This window comes from Streptomyces sp. PH10-H1, from assembly GCF_030063355.1.
Classification (GTDB): domain Bacteria; phylum Actinomycetota; class Actinomycetes; order Streptomycetales; family Streptomycetaceae; genus Actinacidiphila.
In genome coordinates this window covers 54,500-72,721 of record NZ_JASISZ010000029.1, presented here as the reverse complement: position 1 = coordinate 72,721, position 18,222 = coordinate 54,500, and the positions used below count along the sequence as shown (strand labels likewise).

Here is an 18,222-nt window from a genome sequence, read left to right as displayed (position 1 = left end):
CTGGCCGGGCTGGAAAATCAAGCCCGTCCCGGCGATTGACCGGGGACGGCACTAGCGGGTGAGGGCGAAGTACACGCGGAGGGTCGTACCGGCCGCTGTCGTGTAGATCCGGACCAGGTCGGCCAGGTGGTTGACGAGCAGCATGCCGCGGCCGCCGGGTGTGGCGCGCCGGACGGGCACGCGGCCGACGAGCGGATCGGTGAGGTGTCCCCGGTCGCGCAGTTCACACACGAGGTGTCCGGCCTCGGTCCACACCCGCAGTGTGCCGGAGCCGCCGCCGTGCAGGATGGCGTTGGTGGCCAGCTCGTTGACGGCCAGCTCCACGTCCGGGATCCGGTCGCGGTCCAGGCCGGCGCACATGGCGTACCGGTACGCCGCGAGCCGGGGCTCGGTCAGGGTGGCGTCGTCGAAGGCGAGCACCTGCGCGCCGTCCGGGGCCTCCGGCAGCGGAACGTTCCAGTCGGCCACGACACGCGTGGGGGCGTAGTCCGGGCTGGGCACGCTGCCCGTGTCGTCGATGAGGACCGGGTGGGTGGCGGCGGCGTCGGCCAGGACGGCCGGGCTCAGCTGTTCGGCGTCGTAGGGGCACAGGATCGTCACGTCGCGGTCGGCGAAGGCGAGGTTGATCAGTGCCTCGTGCTGGACGCAGGCCGGGTACTCGACGGCCGAGCGTCCCGGCCAGATCGGTTCGCCGATGATCCGCACCCGGCGGTCGGGGTAGGCGTCGGCGAAGGCCCGCAGCACGCCGGGGATGATCCGGCCCGGATTGCGGCCGGCCTGCGTCATGTCGAGCAGGTGCGCGTCACCGGCGCGGCCGTGGAGTGCCTTCGCCAGCAGGTCCAGGTTCGGCCCCGGAACAGCGACGGCGACCGGCTCCCCGCGGTCGAGGCCCTCGGTGATGAAGGGCACGGTTCCCGCGAGGAAGTCGTCGGGGCCGCGGTAGAAGAGTGCCGGGTGCGCGAATCCACCACCGCGTGCCGCGTCCTGCAGTTCCCGGCTCATCTCCGCCAACCCCTCCATCGATGGCGGCCCCGTCCGCGATCACTCTGCGGTTTCCGCCCCGAGGGTTCATTGTGCTCGCTGGGGAGTCTGCCCGCCTCGAGCCGAAGGATTACACCGTGGTCCTTCCGAGGTCGTACGGCGGCCCCGGAAGAAGTCCTGGCGTGTGGCCCGGGAAGGCGGGATGCTGGTCTAGCCTCCCAAGTGGCAGGCAACATTTGTCATGTGGCAACTAAGAGGAAAGTGCCTCGGGGCGCCCGCTCGGCATGCGGTGACGACGTGATGGCGGGATGAGGGCTGGCATGGGCGACATGGTGAATGCGGACGCGCGGGTGAGACCGCCGCGGAGCCGGTCGGGCGGTGAGCAGGACGGGACCGGGGACCGCGCGGCGGATCGCACCGGGCCGGTCGGCGAGCCGGAACTCCGCAGGTTGCTCGTGGGACTGACGGCCGTACGAGACGGTGATTTCGGCACCCGGCTGCCCGGCGACGGCACAGCGCTGCTCGGCGAGATCGCCACCGTCTTCAACGGCATGGTCGACCAGCTGTCGCTGTTCACCTCCGAGGTGACCCGGGTGGCCCGCGAGGTCGGCAGCGACGGGCGGCTCGGCGGCCAGGCGGTCGTACCGGGCGTGTCCGGAACGTGGAAGGACCTCACCGACTCCGTCAACGTCATGGCGGGCAACCTCACCACCCAGGTCCGCTCGATCGCGCAGGTCTCGACGGCCGTCGCCAAGGGCGACCTGTCGCAGCGGATCAGCGTCGAGGCGAAGGGCGAGGTCGCCGCGCTGGCCGAGGCGATCAACACGATGGTCGGCACCCTGTCCGCCTTCGCCGACGAGGTGACCCGGGTCGCCCGCGAGGTCGGCACCGAAGGCATGCTGGGCGGCCAGGCCCGGGTGCCCAACGTGGCCGGCACGTGGAAGGACCTCACCGACAACGTCAACTCCATGGCCAACAACCTCACCAGCCAGGTCCGCAACATCGCGCAGGTGACCACCGCCGTCGCCCGGGGCGACCTCACCCGCAAGATCGACGTGGACGCGCGCGGTGAGATCCTCGAGCTCAAGACCACGATCAACACGATGGTCGACCAGCTGTCGTCGTTCGCCGCCGAGGTGACCCGGGTGGCCCGCGAGGTGGGCAGCGAGGGCCGGCTCGGCGGCCAGGCCGAGGTCGAGGGCGTCTCGGGGACCTGGAAGCGGCTCACGGAGAACGTCAACGGGCTCGCGGGGAACCTCACCCGGCAGGTCCGTGCCATCGCCGAGGTCACCGGCGCGGTCGCCGAGGGCGACCTGACCCGGTCGATCTCGGTGGACGCCTCCGGCGAGGTCGCCGACCTCAAGGACAACATCAACTCGATGGTCGAGTCGCTGCGCGAGACCACCCGGGCCAACCAGGAGCAGGACTGGCTCAAGTCCAACCTCGCCCGGATCTCCGGCCTCATGCAGGGCCGCCGGGACCTGGGCGTCGTCGCCGAACTGATCATGGACGAGCTGACGCCGCTCGTCGCCGCGCAGTACGGGGCGTTCTATCTGGCCGAGGACACACCCGAGGGCACCGAGCTCCAGCTCATCTGCTCCTACGGCTACCCGTCCGGCACCGGATCGCAGGACCGGCCCAGCCGTTTCAGGCTCGGCCAGTCCCTCGTCGGCCAGGCGGCCCGCAGCCGCCGCACCATCGCCGTGGACGACGTCCCGGCGGGCTATGTGATCTCCTCGGGGCTCGGCCACACGCCCCCCGCCAGCCTGATCGTGCTGCCGATCGTCGTGGAGAACCAGGTGCTGGGCGTCATCGAGATCGCCTCCGTGCACCGGTTCACGCAGATCCACCGGGACTTCCTCGACCAGCTCATGGAGACCATCGGCGCCAACGTCAACACCATCGTCGCCAACGCCCGCACCGACGAACTGCTGGGCGAGTCGCAGCGGCTCGCCGCCGAGCTGCAGGCGCGCTCCGGCGAACTGCAGGTCAGGCAGGAGGAGTTGCAGAGCTCCAACGCCGAACTGGAGGAGAAGGCGGCCCTGCTGGCCACCCAGAACCGCGACATCGAGACCAAGAACCTGGAGATCGAGCAGGCCCGCCAGGAGCTGGAGGAGCGTGCCCAGCAGCTCGCGCTCGCCTCGAAGTACAAGTCCGAGTTCCTGGCCAACATGAGCCATGAGCTGCGCACCCCGCTCAACAGCCTCCTGGTGCTGGCCCAGTTGCTCGCCCAGAACCCGCACCACAACCTCACGTCCAAGCAGGTCGAGTACGCGGGCGTCATCCACTCCGCCGGATCCGACCTGCTCCAGCTGATCAACGACATCCTCGATCTGTCCAAGGTCGAGGCCGGCCGGATGGACGTCGCTCCCGAATGGGTTCCGCTGCGGCAGCTGGTGGACTACGTGGAGTCCACCTTCCGCCCGCTGACCACCCAGAAGGGCCTGGACTTCCGGGTCGAGGTGGTGCCCGGTGCGCCCACGGAGGTCCTCACCGACGACGCCCGGCTGCGGCAGGTCCTCGGCAATCTGATGTCCAACGCGGTGAAGTTCACCGAAGCGGGCGAGGTCGCGCTGCGCGTCTTCGCGGCCACGCCCGCCGGCCTCCCGCCGTCGGCGAGATCCCAGGGACCCATGCTGGCCCTGGAGGTGCGCGACACCGGCATCGGCATCGCGGAACAGCAACTCGAAGCGATCTTCGGCGCCTTCCAGCAGGCCGACGGCACCACCAGCCGCCGCTACGGCGGCACCGGCCTGGGGCTGTCCATCAGCCGGGAGATCGCCCAGCTGCTGGGCGGCACCATCCAGGCGGCCAGCGCTCCCGGCGAGGGCAGCGTCTTCACCTTCCATCTGCCCGTCGCCCGGCCCGACTTCGCGGCTCTGCAGGGCGCCGCGACCGGAGGCGACGCGGTCGCGGAGCCGCTCGTCCTGTCATCGCCGGAACCGGAGCGGGAGCGGCACCAGGAGCAGGAACGGCAGTGGAACCGGAACCGGGCGGCGGGCGAGCGGGAGTCCGAGCGGCGCCGGCTGCTGGTCATCGAGGACCAGCAGCGCGGGCTGCTCTCGCTCGTCGCCGAAAGCGTCGTCGCCGACCTCGATCACGGCCGGGGCCCGGCCGACCCGCGCGGCCGGGTGCGGCTGCGCAGCGCGGCGGGGGCAGTGGAGGCGGCGGAAGCACTCACCACCGAGCCCTACGACTGCGTGGTGCTGGGACTGGACGCGAACGGGGAGGGCGGCCTGCGCTCCCTCGATGCGATCATGAGCGATCCGGCGCTGCGAGAGGTGCCCGTCCTCGTCCACCCCACCCGGCGGCTGGACCCGGCGCAGGAACGGCTGATCGCCGAGCGGGCCCGCACCCGTCCGCTGGAAGTGCTCGCCGGTCTTGACGAGTTGCGTGAGCGCATCGCCCGCCACCTGACGTCGCACCGGCCGCGGGAGGCAGCGGGTGGCGGCGCGAACGCCCGCGGGCTCGAGGGCCGGACGATCCTGGTGATCGACGACGACACCCGCAATGTCTTCGCGCTCACCAGCATGCTCGAACTCCACGGAGTGCGGGTCCTGCACGCGGAGAACGGTCGCAAGGGCATCGACGCCCTGGATCTGAACCCCGCCGTCGACCTGATTCTGATGGATGTGATGATGCCGGAGATGGACGGCTACGCGGCCACCGCCGCGATCCGGGCGATGCCCGAGTACGCCGATCTGCCGATCATCGCGGTGACCGCCAAGGCGATGCACGGGGACCGGGAGAAGAGCCTGGCCTCCGGCGCCAACGACTACGTCACCAAACCGGTGGACTCCGCCGCACTGGTGGCCTGTATACGGCGCTGGCTGCGGTAGACCACCCGCCACTTGCCCGCCGCTCACGCTCCTTCCTGCTCACGCTCCTTCCCGCGCCCGGACCGGACAGCTGGCCGGACACCTGGCCGGACCCTGATCCCGACCCGGAGGACCCGCCCGTGGACGACCGCATGCCGGATACCCCGCAGGACACCGACACGCCGGCAGCACCCGGCGCGCACGCGGTGACCGGAACGGGCGGGCACGGTGTGGAACGGCTGGCTGCCGTCGTGGAGGGTTTGCAGCGGCGGCTCGAGGCGCAGGAGAGCGCCGCCGCCGCTCGGGGACTGATCGAGCTGGCGAAGGGGATCCTGGTCGAACGCGGCCTGGACGGCCCCGCCGAGGCGGCCAGACATCTGGAGCAGCTCGCGGCCCGTGCCGGTCTCCCGCAGGCCGAGCTGGCCGCCGACATCGTCAACGAAGCGGCTCACGACCCGCTGTCGCGGGCCGGCCCGGTCCCGGAGGACGACGACGGGGCCGACCGCGCGGCGCCTCCCGCGTCCGTACGGCTGCGGGTCGCCGAGTCGGGAGCGCTCAGCGGCACCGACGCGCAAACGGTCGCGCAGTCGCTGCTGGTCCACGCGTTGGAGCCGCTGGGCGCCACCGCCGCCGCGGTGTGGCGGGCCGCCCCCGACGGATCGCTCACCCTCGCCGGCAGCGCGGGGTTCCCCGACGCGGAGGCCGTCCGCTGGCGGTATGTGCCGCCCCGGGTGGGGACGCTGGCCCAGCAGGCGCTGGAGTCGCACCGGACGCTGTGGCACGGCGCACCGCCGGCCGCCGCGGCGTCCATCGGCAGGTCCGGTGCCAGCAACGGAGCCCGGGCGCTGATACCCGCCCAGCGCGCCGGCCGCACGGTGGGCGTCCTGGAAGTGTGCTGGCCGGAACCCGGCGGGCCGCTGCCGCCCGCCGTCCACCGCCAGCTCACCGCCCTGGCCGGGCTGTGTGCCCACACTCTCGACGGAACCGGCCCCGCCGACCAGCCCGCCGGCGGCGAACCGGACCGCGCCGACAGCGCCGCCCGACTCGCCGGCCTCGCCGACGGGCTCCTGAATCCCGCCCTGGTCCTCCGCCCACTCCTGGACGACCAGGGACAGGTCCGCGACTTCCGCATCACGTACACCAACGCCCGCTTCGCGGACTTCGCCGGCCGCCCCCGTGCCGACCTCACCGGACGCCGGCTGCTGGAGGCCTACCCGCTCGCGGCCGCCGAGGGCGGGCTGTACGAACGGGCGGAGTGCGTTCACGCCACCGGCGAGGCGTTCCGTACCGACCGGATGGTGCTCCCGGCCGTCATGGACGACGCGACGCCGACCGCGACCGCGGCCCTGGGCATCGGACGGTTCGGCGACGCCCTACTGGTGACCTGGCGCACCGAGGACGAGGTGACCCGGCTGGCGGCCCTGGTGGAGCACACCCAGCGCCTCGGCCGGATCGGCGGCTTCGAGGAGACCCCGGCGACCGGCGAGGTCATCTGGAACAGCCAGCTCTTCGACATCTACGGGCTGCCGCCGCAGTCCCTGCCGATCCCACTGGAACGGCTGCGGCACCACGCTCACCCTGATGACGCCGACGTCATCGGCCGCTTCCTGCGGGCGGTTCTGCACCAGCGCCGCCCCGCCTCGACGGCGTTCCGCCTGCTGCGCCCCGACGGTGTCGTCCGGTACATCCGCGTGGTCGCGGAACCGGCGGCGGATCCGGCGGGCGGTCCGATGACCGTACGCGGCGCCTACCAGGACGTCTCCGCACAGCACTGGACGGAGGTCGCCCTGGCGGCCACCCGCGACCAGCTCGCCGACTCCGAGCAGCGCGCCGACGAACGCGACCTGCTCGCCCTGCAGTTGCAGCGCGCCATCATGCCGGCGGCCCCCGCCCCCATCGACGCGTCCGGACTGCAGGTCGCGGTCCGCTACCGCCCGGCGGAGAAGGGCCATCTGGTCGGCGGCGACTGGTACGACGCCGCCGTGCTGCCCAGCAAACAGGTCCTGCTGGTGGTCGGAGACATCGCGGGACACGGGATCCACGCGGCCACCGGCATGGTGGTCCTGCGCAACGCCCTGCGCGGCCTGGCGGCGACCGGCGCCGGCCCGGGCCAGCTGCTGGGCTGGCTCAACGCCGTCGCCCACCGGCTCACCGAAAATGTCACGGCCACCGTGGTCTGCGGCCTGTACGACCCGCCGACCCGGGTGGTCCGCTGGGCCAGGGCCGGACATCCGCCGCCGGTCCTCGTCCGGGGCGCACGGTCCATGGTGCTGCCGATGCCCGCGGGCATCCTGCTGGGCGCCGTCGCCGAGGCGCACTACGTGGAGGAGACCCTCGTCCTGGAGTCCGGCGACACCCTGCTGATGTACACCGACGGACTGCTGGAGCGCCGTGACCGCACGGTCAACCAGGCGCTGGAACAGCTGTTGCGTGATGCCGGGCCGTCCACCGGCGACCTGGAGGAGGACCTGGACCGGTTGCTCACCCACAGCAACTCCGACACCGACGACGACACCTGCGTCATCGGCTTCCGGCTGCGGTGAATCCGGCCGGCCCGGCCGGCCCGGCCGGCCCGGCCAGCCCCTCCCGCCCGGTGAGCACGATGTGAGCCGGGGACCGCGGTTACGCGATGTGCGCGGAAACGGCGGAGACGTCCAGCGCCGCGCGCAGGGAAGTTCCCGGCCCGGCCGCGTCCCGGAAGGCGCGCAGCCCGCTCAGCAGTTCCGTCCGCGCGGACGGCGGCATCGTGGCCAGGACCTGCGAGAGCTGTTCACGGCGCCGGTCCCGCAGTTCGTTGAGGAACGCCTCCCCGCGCCCGCTGAGCCGCAGCCGTACCTCACGGCGGCTGGCCGGATTGGGATCGCGTTCGAGGAATCCGACGGCCTGCAGGCGGTCGCAGAGTCTGCTGACGGACGGCGGGGCCGATCCCAGCGCCGCGGAGAGGGTGCGCAGATTGATGCCCTCGTTGTCCGCGAGTATGAAGAGCACGCGCAGCTGCGAGGCGGACACCGGGGCGGCGGCATCGTCGCGCCCGCGCCCCCACAACACCTCAAGAAGCTCGGTGATCTCCGAGGCGGCGCCTGCCGTCTCCTCAAGGCGGGTTGCGGATCGGGAGGAGTGCATACCCTTCACCTTCGCATCGTCCGACCCCGCCTGTCAGCTTTCAGGTCTCCGCCGGTGAGTACCGCCCCACCGGCCACAGGTGCGTCCGGCCATCGGCGAACGCCCCTTCGCACCTACCCGGCCCGCCCCCACCGGTCGTCGTTCACTGGCGGTACGTCTCCAGCAGCCGGAGCCAGATCTCGCTGATCGTCGGGTAGGCGGGGACGGCGTGCCACAGCCGGCCCACCGGGATCTCGCCGGCGATGGCCATGGTGGCGGACTGCAGGAGTTCGCTGACGCCGGGGCCGGCGAAGGTGGCGCCGATGAGGTGGCCGCGGTCCAGGTCGATGACGATGCGGGCCTGACCGCGATAGCCGTCCTGGTAGAGGGAGGCGCCCGCGACCTGTCCCAGGTCGTGGTCGATGACGCGGACCCGGCGCCCGGCGCGTTCGGCCTCCTGCGCGGTCAGGCCGACGGAGGCGATCTCGGGTTCGGTGAACACCACTTGCGGGACCGCCGCCACGTCGGCGGTCGCGGCGTGCGGGCCCCAGGGCGAGGTGTCCAGCGGGCGGCCCGCGGCGTGGTCGCCGATGGCGGCGCCCGCGATGCGGGCCTGGTACTTGCCCTGATGGGTCAGCAGCGCGCGGTGGTTGACGTCGCCGACCGCGTACAGCCAGCCGCCGTCGACGGCGGTGACCCGGCAGGTGTCGTCGACTTCCAGCCATGATCCATCGGTGAGGCCGACGGTCTCAAGACCGAGGCCGTCGGTCCGCGGGGCGCGGCCGGTGGCGAACAGCACCTCGTCGGCCTCGATCTCCTCCCCGCCGGCCAGGACCACCGTCACCGGGGAGGACGGTGTCTCCCGGCGGACGGCCGCCACGTCGATTCCGGTGCGCACGACCGCTCCGGCCTCGGTCAGGGACGCCGCGACCGATTCGCCGGCGAAGGGCTCCATCCGGGGCAGCAGCCCCGGGCCGCGCACCAGCAGGGTGACCTGCGCGCCGAGTGCCTGCCAGGCCGTCGCCATCTCGACGCCGACCACGCCGCCGCCCACCACGACCAGCCGGCCGGGGACCGCCGGCGCCGAGGTGGCCTCCCGGCTCGTCCACGGGCGCGCCTGTGCGAGGCCGGGCAGGTCCGGCAGGAGGGCGCGGCTGCCGGTGCAGACGGCCACCGCGTGACGGGCGGTCAGCAGCAGGTCCGTCCCCTCGGTGGTACGGACGCGCACCTGCCGTGGGCCGTCGAGCCGGCCCTGGCCGCGCACCAGGTCGACACCGACCGATTCCAGCCATGACGCCTGCCCGTCGTCCTTCCAGTGCGAGGCGAAATCGTCCCGTCTGGCCAGTACGGCGGCGGCGTCGAGGCCGCCGCTCACGGCTTCGCGCGACCCGGCGACGCCCCGGGCGCCCGCCAGCGCGGCCACCGGGCGCAGCAGCGCCTTGCTGGGCATACAGGCCCAGTAGGAGCATTCGCCGCCGATCAGTTCGCTCTCCACGACGACGGTGGTCAGACCGGCGGCGCGCGTGCGGTCCGCGAGGTTCTCACCCACCGGGCCCGCGCCGATCACAATGACGTCGTACGTCGTGGTCCCGGGTGACTGGAGGGAGTGGTTCATGAAGGGGCCTGTCTGCAGGGGGCGGGCGTCCGGGTGCCATCTTTGCGGACCGGCCCCCCTACGGCCACCACCCGCCACGCGGGCGGGGAGGGGTGCGGACGGCGCCGGTGGGGCGAGTTCCATTTGATTGGTCCAGACCCTTGACGCGACCATGATCACGCGAGTTCAACCACCCCTTGAACTAAGTGGTGATAAAAGAAGTCTCGACCCTGCAACTTCCATACGTGGCCTCTCCCGGCAGCCGCCTCCGACCCCCCACCAGCTCTCCGGCGGCTCGTCCCACCACGGCCACCCACCTCGGCCGCACCGCAGTCCCGCACGCCCTCACGACCGGCCGCAGCATGCCCGGAGCCGCACCACATCGGCGCCGTGCCGTGGTCTGCGCACCACACGGTCAGGACCCCGCCACCCCTGCGGCGGCGGGCACCCCCACGCGCTTTCCCTGCGCACCTTCCGGAGGACAGCCATGCCCTGGTCACGTCTGAAGAAAACCCTGGTCGCCGCGGCGATCCCGGTCATGTCCGCCGGGCTGCTGCTCGGCAGCAGCCCGGCCGCGAACGCCGCGGCCAACCCCGGGCCCGGATTCCCCGATTCCCCGCGCACTACGCGGCCCCCTACGTCGAGACCTGGAACTCGCCCTCCGCGATGGCCAGCGCCCAGGCCGCCACCGGTCTGAAGTACTTCACCCTCGCCTTCGTCATCGGCGGCGGTGGATGCAACGCGACGTTCAACGGCTCCACCGACATCGGCGACGCCGGATGGACCAGTGCCATCAACAGCCTGCGCGCCTCGGGCGGCGATGTCATCGCCTCCTTCGGCGGCGCCTCCGGTACCGAACTCGGCCAGGCATGTACGTCGGTATCCACCCTCCAGGCCCAGTACAAGAGAGTCATCGACACCCTCAACCTCACCCGCATCGACCTCGACATCGAAGGCGGAGCGCTCAACGACACCGCCGCCAACGACCGCCGCAACCAGGCGCTCGCCGCCCTGCAGCAGCAGTACGCGGCGGCCGGCCGCACCCTGGCCGTCGACTACACCCGGCCGGTCAACCCCACCGGGCTGGAATCCAACTCGATCAGCCTGCTCAACAACGCGAAGAGCCGCGGCCTCAACGTGAGCGTCGTCAACATCATGACCATGGACTACGGGCCCTCGATGGACATGGGCCAGGCCGCCATCGACGCCGCCACCGCCCTGCACGGCCAGCTCGGCCAGATCTGGCCGGCCAACTCCTCCGACCAGCTGTGGGCCATGGAGGGCAACACGCCCATGATCGGGGTGAACGACTCGACCAACGAGGTCTTCACCGTCTTCACCACCGCCAACGCCACCGCGCTGGAGACCTTCGCCGCCAGTCACGGCATTCAGGAGCTGTCGTTCTGGGCGCTGGGCCGCGACAAGGCCTGCGCCACCAACGGCACGCTGTCCGACACCTGCAGCGGCACATCGCAGAGCCCGTACCAGTTCGTCGGCACCTTCAACGCGATCACCGGCGGCACCGGCGGCGGTGGCGGGACCGAGCCCACCGGACGGATCACCGGCATCGCCGGCAAGTGCGTCGACGTGGCGGCCGCGAATTCCGCCAACGGCGCCGTCGTACAGCTCTACGACTGCAACGGCACCGCCGCCCAGACCTGGACCGTCGCCGCGGACGGCTCGCTGCGGGCGCTGGGCAAGTGCATGGACGCCACCGGTCAGGGCACCGCGAACGGCACGAAGATCCAGCTGTGGGACTGCCGCGGCGGTACGGCCCAGAAGTGGACCCGCTCCGGCGGCAATCTGGTGAACCCCCAGTCGGGCCGCTGCCTCGACGCCACCGGTCAGAGCTCCGCGAACGGCACGCGGCTCCAGCTGTGGGATTGCTCAACCACGGCCAACCAGCAGTGGGTTCCCCCCAGTTGACGACCACGACGCCGCACAAGGAAATGACAGGAAGGACCCCGTGACAACACGACTCGCGAGCAGGAGAGCGGCGCCACTGGCGCCGGCGTTCCTCGTCATCGCCGTGACCTGCTGGACGCTCATATTGCTTCCCACCGCGAAGGCGGCGGCGGCCCTGCCGACAGGGCCGGTCACCGTAGCCAACAAGAACAGCGGCCTGTGCGCGGATGCCCGCGCCGCCTCGACGGCCAACGGCACCGCGGTGCAGCAGTACACCTGTAACGGAACCGCGGCGCAGCAGTGGCAGTTCCAGGCCACCAGCAACGGCTACGTCCGGGTCAACAGTCAGGGCAACGCCGCACAGGTGTGGGACGTCGCCGACGTCTCCACCGCCGACGGCGGCCTGATCCACCTGTGGACCTACGGCGGCGGCACCAACCAGGAATGGCTGCCGGTGGACGAGACCGGCGGTTCGTACCACTTTGTGAGCCGTAACAGCGGCAAGTGCCTGGATGTGCCGAGCGCCTCGACGTCCAACAGCGTCCAGCTCCAGCAGTGGGCCTGCAACGGCACCACGGCTCAGTCCTTCCAGGTGACCCCCGTGACCGGCAACCCGCCGCCCGGCACCCCCGACTTCGGCCCCAACGTCTCCGTTTTCGATCCGTTGATGTCCGCCTCGACGATCCAGAGCCGGCTGAACACCGTCTTCAGCCAGCAGGAGACCAACCAGTTCGGCGCCAACCGCTTCGCGCTGCTGTTCAAGCCGGGCACCTACAACGCAGACGTCAACGTGGGCTTCTACACCCAGGTGGCCGGTCTCCCAGGCCGCGCCATACCGGCGGATGCACGTACGCGGCGATCTGCAGCTGGACGACGGCGGCTGGTCCAGCGGCGGCTTCATGGCCGACTCGAAGGTCGACGGCCAGGTGCGCTCCGGTTCGCAGCAGCAGTGGCTGTCGCGGAACAGCCAGTGGGGCAGCTGGGCCGGATCCAACTGGAACATGGTCTTCGTGGGCGACACCAACGCGCCCGCCAACACCTTCCCCAACCCGCCCTACACCACGGTCAACCAGACCCCGGTGACCAGGGAGAAGCCCTTCCTCTACATCGACGCGGCAGGCGCGTACCAGGTCTTCGTGCCCTCTCTCCGATCGAACTCGCAGGGCACCACCTGGGCCGGCGGCACGGCCGCCGGGTCCTCGCTGCCCATCAGCCAGTTCTTCATCGCCAAGCAGGGGGCGACCGCGGCCGACATCAACGCGGCCCTCGCGCAGGGGAAGAACCTGCTGTTCACCCCCGGCGTCTACCATCTGAACGACACCATCAGGGTGACCCGTCCCGACACGGTCGTGCTCGGCCTGGGGCTCGCCACGCTGGTCCCGGACAACGGCGTCACCGCGCTGTCCGTCGCCGACGTCGACTGAGTGAAGCTCGCCGGACTGCTCATCGACGCCGGCTCGGTGAACTCCCCGCTGCTGATGCAGATCGGCCCGGCCGGCTCCTCCCAGAGCCACACGGCCGACCCGACCTCCCTGCACGATGTGTTCTTCCGCATCGGCGGCGCGGGCGTCGGAAAGGCCACCCAGAGCCTGGTGATCAACAGCTCCGACGTCATCGGCGACCACATGTGGCTGTGGAGAGCGGACCACGGCAGCGGCGTCGGCTGGACCTCGAACACCGCGGCCACCGGCCTGGTGGTGACGGGAACAACGTCACCATGTACGGCCTGTTCGTCGAGCACTACCAGCAGTACCAGACCATCTGGAACGGCAACGGCGGGCGCACGTACTTCTACCAGAACGAACTTCCCTACGACCCGCCCAACCAGGCGGCCTGGATGAACGGGGGTACCAGAGGCTACGCGGCCTACAAGGTCGCGTACTCGGTCACCAGCCATGAGGCATGGGGATTCGGGAGCTACTGCTACTTCAGTGCCAATCCCGGCGTCGTCGAAGAGCACTCCTTCGAGGTCCCGAACACAGCGGGAGTCAGGTTCCACGACATGGTGACCGTCTCCCTGGGCGGTACCGGAACCATCAACCACATCATCAATTCCACCGGAGGACCGTCCAACTCGGGCAGCAACGTGGCCAACCTCGTCAGCTACCCCTAGGCCGTCCCGCTCCTGGCCCCGTGACTCCGCGCCCGGCCGCCGTTCTCCCACCGGCGGCCGGGCGCGGCACGCGCATGTCCCGCGGCGGGCGGAGAGCGGGCGCCCCGTAGGGTATCGGCCATGTCATGGCCTCAGAACCCCCAGGACCCCCAGCAGCCACCGCAACAGCCCGGGTTCGGGCCGCCGCCCGCATGGACGCCCACCGGCACCGGACCGCAGCACACCGGGCCCCAGAACACCGGCCCCCAGTACGGCGAGCCCGCGTACGGTGCGCAGCCGCAGCCGCCGCCGCCGGCGCAGCAACAGCCGGGCGTGCCGCCGGGCTACGGCGCGCCCCCTCAACCGCCGTCGGGGCCGGGTGGCGGCAGTGGCCGAAAAGGGCTGTACGCCGCGATAGGCGCTGTCGTCGCGCTCGCGGTCATCGGCGGCGGGATCGCCTTCGCGATGAACCGGGGGGACGGCAAGACCGACGCGAAGCCCACGCCGGGCCCGACCACGCCGGCGCTCTCCCCGTCCGCTTCCGGTTCCTCGGCCGGCACCGGTACGGACGACCCCGGGGCGGAGAAGCCGATGATCGCGGGCTGGCAGACACAGACCCGCGACACCCACCAGATCCGCTACGACGTACCGCCCGCTTCCGCGCACTGGAAGGTCTTCCCGCAGTCGGTCGCGATCGCGTACACCGGCAAGGACGGCAAGCCGATCGTCACGATGAGCGGCACGGCCGACTACCGTGAGGGCGGCTGCGCCTCGCAGGCCAACCCCAACAGCTTCGGCACCGCGGGCAAGGGGCAGCTCGCCACGGTCGGCACCCAGGGCGGTGACACGGGCGATGTCGGGGAGAGCGCCCGCAACGTGGCCGGCAACTGGGGCTTCGCCGCGTACGGCGGCAAGGAGCACAAGCCGAAGATCGAGGTCAGCGCGCCCACCCCGTGGAAGCACAACGGCATCGACGGGTTCACGGCCACCGCGAAGATCACCCAGATCTACCACCCGAGTTCCTGCGTTCCGGCCACCGCCCTCGTGCGCAGCATCGCCATGAAACTGAAGGACGGCACGGTCCACGAGTGGGTCATCTATGCCGACCAGGGCGTTCCCGGCGCGCTGACACCCGCCGAGATCGAGAAGATCATGAACACCGTCCGGCCGGCTCCGGCGAACTGACCGGCCGGTCCCCGGCGGCACGGGGGCCGGAGCGGACGAACCGCCCCGGCCCCGCACGGCTGCGCTACCGGGCGGCGGCCACGGTCGCGGTGGCGGTGTTCCAGCCCGAGATCCGCACCCGGGGCGCGGATCCGTGCAGGTCCGCCGTCCGGTACGAGCCGGTGAGCGTTACCGATTCGCCCGGCCAGAGACTGACCTCGTTGTCCGACCACGTCACGGGCAGCACAGGGGTGCCCGCGCCGTCCACCAGATGGGCGTCGGTCAGCAGCGCGGGGGCCTTGCCGGTCCCGGTGTTGCTGAGGGTGACCGTGGTCGTGGACGTACCATCGCTTCCGGCGGAGGTCCGCGCGGTCGCCGAGACGGTGGCCGGGGCCAGGGCGCTGAGCCCCTTGAGGTCGGCGTAGGAGGTCGTGGGCGTGTAGTACCAGTCGGTGTTGGACCAGTCCAGGACGTCCGGTTTGGTGGAGAGCCAGTACACGCTGCGGCTGACCTCGGTGCCCGAGGCGTCGGTCAGCACGAGTTTCGCCAGATAGGTGGTGGACAGTCCGCTCACCGTGGCCGGCACTGTGAGCGCGGTCGTCTTCGCACCGTCGCCGCCGACCGTCAGGCCGGTGGTGGACTTGTCGTACTTCAGCGTCCCGTCGGTGTTGTACAGGCTCACCCGCGCGGTCAGTCCGGACGCGGGGGCGTGCCGGCTGTTGACCAGGACCACGGAGCGGGTGTCGTAGGAGTACTGGACGTGCAGCGGCTCATTGGCCTTCTTGGTGCCGAAATAGGCTCCGCCCTGGTCGAGATAGCGGTCGACGAGCTGCCAGTGCAGTGAGGTCCAGCCGCTGTTGAACATCCAGTAGATGACACCGGTGGCCGGCTTGGATCCGTCCGAGGCATTGCGGCCGTACGACTCGAACTGGGCGCGGACGTTCTCGTACTGGGCCAGCTGCGCCTTGCGCACGTAGTCGTCCAGACCGGTCGGTTTGCCGTACCGGCCGGTCAGTGCGTTCCCGAACAGCTTGAGGTCGCTGAAGGTCGATGAGGGGGAGCGGTGGTACTGCTTGGCGGTGGGGTCCTTCCAGAGGGTGTCCAGCTCGGCGGGGGACAGCGTGCGGCGCAGGGTGTCGGCGGTCGGGATGTCGGGCCCGGCGCTGGTCTCGGAGTTGAAGCCGGTCGCGCCGCCCTCCCGCTTGGCGTACCAGTAGTTGGGCGGCACCCAGTCGTAGGGCCCGGACATCTTCATTCCGGACGGTCCCGACACCGGAGCGGAGGATGCGGAGGCGGCGGCCACGACGGGCGTCGGCCAGTCGGCGGCCTGGAGGGCGTCGGTGTAGTTCTTCTCGATGGTGGCGTCGGGAGCGAAGTCGCTGCCGATGAGGAAGGAGATCACGCTGGGGTGGTCGCGCAGCCGGGCGGCCTCGGCGGCCATGGACGCCTTGGCGACGGGGTAGTCGGCCGCGGTCCACTTGTCTCCGGGCTCACCGCCGTTGACGTTGCCCTCCCACTTGTCGCAGCACTCCCAGCCGGGCAGCGTCAGAATGCCGTACTGGTCGGCCAGGTCGAAGAACTCATCCGGTTCGATATGGCCTTCGAGCCGGATGGTGTTGAGGCCCAGATCCAGCGCGTACCGCAGCCGGTCCTCGGTGTACGTCCGGTCCCAGCGCAGGAACATGTCGGGTGACCAGCCGCCGCCCTTGATGAGCAGTTTGCGGCCGTTGATGGAGTACTGGCGCGCGCCGTTGCCGTCCACCGGGGCTTTGACGTCCCTGATCCCGAAGCGTTCGTCCGCGCTGTCCGAGACGGCGCCGGAGACGGTTGCGGTGAGCCGCAGGTCGTAGAGCGGCTGAGCGCCCACGCCGGCGGGCCACCACAGCGCTGGGTGGTTCACCCGCAGCTGTGGATAGGCCGGCGGGGCGAAGAGCACCGTCCTGCTCTGGTGCGCGGCGAGGCTGACGCTCTGGCTGAAGGCGATGGGGCCGATCGTGCCCGAGACCGTCGCGGTGACCGGGTCCGGCGAGTCGTTGCGGGCCTGCGCCTTGACGGTCAGGTCGGCGGAGGAGAGCGAGGGCAGGGTGAGGCTGGTGACCACATGCGTGTCCCGGAGGGCCACGGGTCCGCCGCGGCGGACCAGGAGGTCGCGGACCAGGCCCATGTTCTCGTCGGGCGGGGGCTGGAGCCAGTCGATCCACCCCATGGTCAGGTTCTTCTTGGGATCGTTGGGCTGCACGAGGAGGGCGACCGTGTTGGTCCCCGCTCTGACCTGGGCGGTGACGTCGAGTTCATGGTGGGTGTACGCGCCCGCCACCGTGTCCTTGGTCGCGATCCGGCTGCCGTTGACGTACACGTCGGCGGCCGAGACGACCCCGCTGAAGTCGAGATAGGTGCGCGCGGACGTGTCGGCGACGGTGAAGTCGGACCGGTACCACCACGGGACGGTGAAGTCCGCCGCGGGGATCTTCTTGAGGTTCTGCGAGTAGAACGGGTCCGCGTAGCGGCCGTTGGAGAGCAGCGCCGCCAGCACGGTGGAGCGCGGGCCTGCGGGGTACCAGCCGGCGGCGGGGTAGCCAGGGGTGGAGACCGCAGCGGGGGTGTCGGTGACCTTCGCGGAGGACTGGATGGCGTAGCCGGTCAGGGCGGTCGCAGCGCCGGGTCCCGGGGCGGTGACGGTGACGGGTACCGGGGAGCGGGCGGCGCCGGGGGCAGGGGGCGCGGCGCTGGCGGGAAGGACGAGGGCGAGGGCGAGGCCGAGGACGGCAAATGCGGCCGCCGTGGCCTGCCGCCGACGGTGTGGTGCCGGACGGAGGAACACGCTGTGTCTCCCAGTGGCTCGTGGGGGGTTCGCGCCGGGGCAGGGGTGCCGAACTTCAAGTTAAGCAACTTTACTAACTAGGTTCCCCTGAACCTAAGGAGCGGAACAAGGCATGTCAACGGCGCCTGGGTGAGGGCGTGCAGGAGCCGGCCCGGCCCCGCCGTGGCGGGACCGGGCCGGCTCGCGGGGGTGTCAGTCGGTGTCCGGGCCCTGCGCGCGCACCTCATGGACGTGCTCCAGGGAGCCGCGCAGATCGCCGAGCCAGTCGTCGGCATGGCGCTGGACCAGCCGGACGCACCAGGACAGGGCGTCGCTGCGGCTGCGGGCGACCCCTCCGGCGATCAGGGTGTCGAGCACCTGGCGCTCGGGCTGGCGCAGCCGCGTCATCACCGGTGCGGCGACCGTGGTGTACCACCCGCGGGTGTCCGCGCACTGAACGCCCCAGGACACCTTTCGCCCGTACCGCTCCTCGGCCTCGCGGGCCACTTCCATCCGGGCTCCGCGGGTGCGGCCGCGGAACTCCGCGATCCGTCCTTCCCGGGCCGCGTCGCGCTCCGGCTGTGAGACCTCCGGACCCAGTTCGGGCTCGGGGATCCGCCCCAGGACGGTGATCTCCTCCCGGTCGACGGTGACGTCCAGGAGCTCGGTGAACAGTCCTTCCGGCAGGCGTCCGGCGAACCAGCCGCGCACCGCCTCACGATCCTTCGATGTAATCATGTAATCAAAATTACTCCGAGGACCTGTG

Annotated in this window: 9 protein-coding genes and 1 pseudogene; 5 read left to right on the top strand and 5 right to left on the bottom strand. The window is 71.2% G+C overall.

From position 1 onward, the window contains the following. Window positions 1-51: 51 nt before the first annotated feature. A complete protein-coding gene (locus QMK24_RS19035) occupies window positions 52-1,002 on the bottom strand; it encodes an anti-sigma factor RsbA family regulatory protein (RefSeq protein ID WP_283467435.1) in 951 nt (316 codons plus the stop codon). A 311-nt stretch (window positions 1,003-1,313) separates the two neighbouring features. On the opposite strand from QMK24_RS19035, the gene QMK24_RS19030 reads away from it, so the two are divergent. Beyond that, the gene (locus tag QMK24_RS19030) at window positions 1,314-4,820 is read left to right on the top strand and encodes a HAMP domain-containing protein (RefSeq protein WP_502989155.1); all 3,507 of its coding nucleotides are present in this window, start codon (window positions 1,314-1,316) and stop codon (window positions 4,818-4,820) included. Window positions 4,821-4,951: 131 nt separating this feature from the next. Further along, window positions 4,952-7,342, top strand: coding sequence for a SpoIIE family protein phosphatase (locus tag QMK24_RS19025; protein ID WP_283467454.1), 2,391 nt, complete (start codon window positions 4,952-4,954; stop codon window positions 7,340-7,342). 79 nt (window positions 7,343-7,421) lie between these two features. Here the strand turns inward: QMK24_RS19025 and QMK24_RS19020 are convergent, their stop codons facing one another. Continuing rightward, entirely contained in the window at window positions 7,422-7,922 is a 501-nt protein-coding gene (locus tag QMK24_RS19020) for a MarR family winged helix-turn-helix transcriptional regulator (protein WP_283467431.1), read from the bottom strand. A gap of 142 nt (window positions 7,923-8,064) precedes the next feature. After that, entirely contained in the window at window positions 8,065-9,516 is a 1,452-nt protein-coding gene (locus QMK24_RS19015) for a dihydrolipoyl dehydrogenase family protein (RefSeq protein WP_283467430.1), read from the bottom strand. 645 nt (window positions 9,517-10,161) lie between these two features. Here QMK24_RS19015 and QMK24_RS19010 point away from each other — a divergent pair. The 3 genes and pseudogenes from QMK24_RS19010 to QMK24_RS19000 all read left to right on the top strand — a co-directional run bounded on the left by QMK24_RS19010 (window position 10,162) and on the right by QMK24_RS19000 (window position 14,677). Then, window positions 10,162-11,421: a ricin-type beta-trefoil lectin domain protein gene (locus tag QMK24_RS19010; RefSeq protein ID WP_283467428.1), complete on the top strand. Its 1,260-nt coding sequence runs from the start codon at window positions 10,162-10,164 to the stop codon at window positions 11,419-11,421. 97 nt (window positions 11,422-11,518) lie between these two features. After that, window positions 11,519-13,513, top strand: a pseudogene (locus QMK24_RS19005) (pectate lyase-like domain-containing protein). Window positions 13,514-13,633: 120 nt separating this feature from the next. After that, entirely contained in the window at window positions 13,634-14,677 is a 1,044-nt protein-coding gene (locus tag QMK24_RS19000; RefSeq protein ID WP_283467425.1) for a DUF8017 domain-containing protein, read from the top strand. Window positions 14,678-14,741: 64 nt separating this feature from the next. Here QMK24_RS19000 and QMK24_RS18995 read toward each other — a convergent pair whose 3' ends face one another. Beyond that, window positions 14,742-17,477 carry a glycosyl hydrolase 2 galactose-binding domain-containing protein gene (locus tag QMK24_RS18995; RefSeq protein ID WP_283467422.1) on the bottom strand — a complete coding sequence of 912 codons (2,736 nt, stop codon included), beginning with the start codon at window positions 17,475-17,477 and terminating at the stop codon, window positions 14,742-14,744. Between the two features lie 192 nt (window positions 17,478-17,669). Next, window positions 17,670-18,194: an ATP-binding transcription factor AbmR gene (gene abmR / locus QMK24_RS18990; protein ID WP_283467421.1), complete on the bottom strand. Its 525-nt coding sequence runs from the start codon at window positions 18,192-18,194 to the stop codon at window positions 17,670-17,672. Window positions 18,195-18,222: the final 28 nt, after the last annotated feature.

Coding starts and splice junctions, on each gene's coding strand:
- QMK24_RS19035 (WP_283467435.1), bottom strand. CDS start 1,002: ATGAGCCGGGAACTGCAGGACGCGGCACGCGGTGGTGGATTCGCGCAC.
- QMK24_RS19025 (WP_283467454.1), top strand. CDS start 4,952: ATGCCGGATACCCCGCAGGACACCGACACGCCGGCAGCACCCGGCGCG.
- QMK24_RS19020 (WP_283467431.1), bottom strand. CDS start 7,922: ATGCACTCCTCCCGATCCGCAACCCGCCTTGAGGAGACGGCAGGCGCC.
- QMK24_RS19015 (WP_283467430.1), bottom strand. CDS start 9,516: ATGAACCACTCCCTCCAGTCACCCGGGACCACGACGTACGACGTCATT.
- QMK24_RS19010 (WP_283467428.1), top strand. CDS start 10,162: ATGGCCAGCGCCCAGGCCGCCACCGGTCTGAAGTACTTCACCCTCGCC.
- QMK24_RS19000 (WP_283467425.1), top strand. CDS start 13,634: ATGTCATGGCCTCAGAACCCCCAGGACCCCCAGCAGCCACCGCAACAG.
- abmR (WP_283467421.1), bottom strand. CDS start 18,194: ATGATTACATCGAAGGATCGTGAGGCGGTGCGCGGCTGGTTCGCCGGA.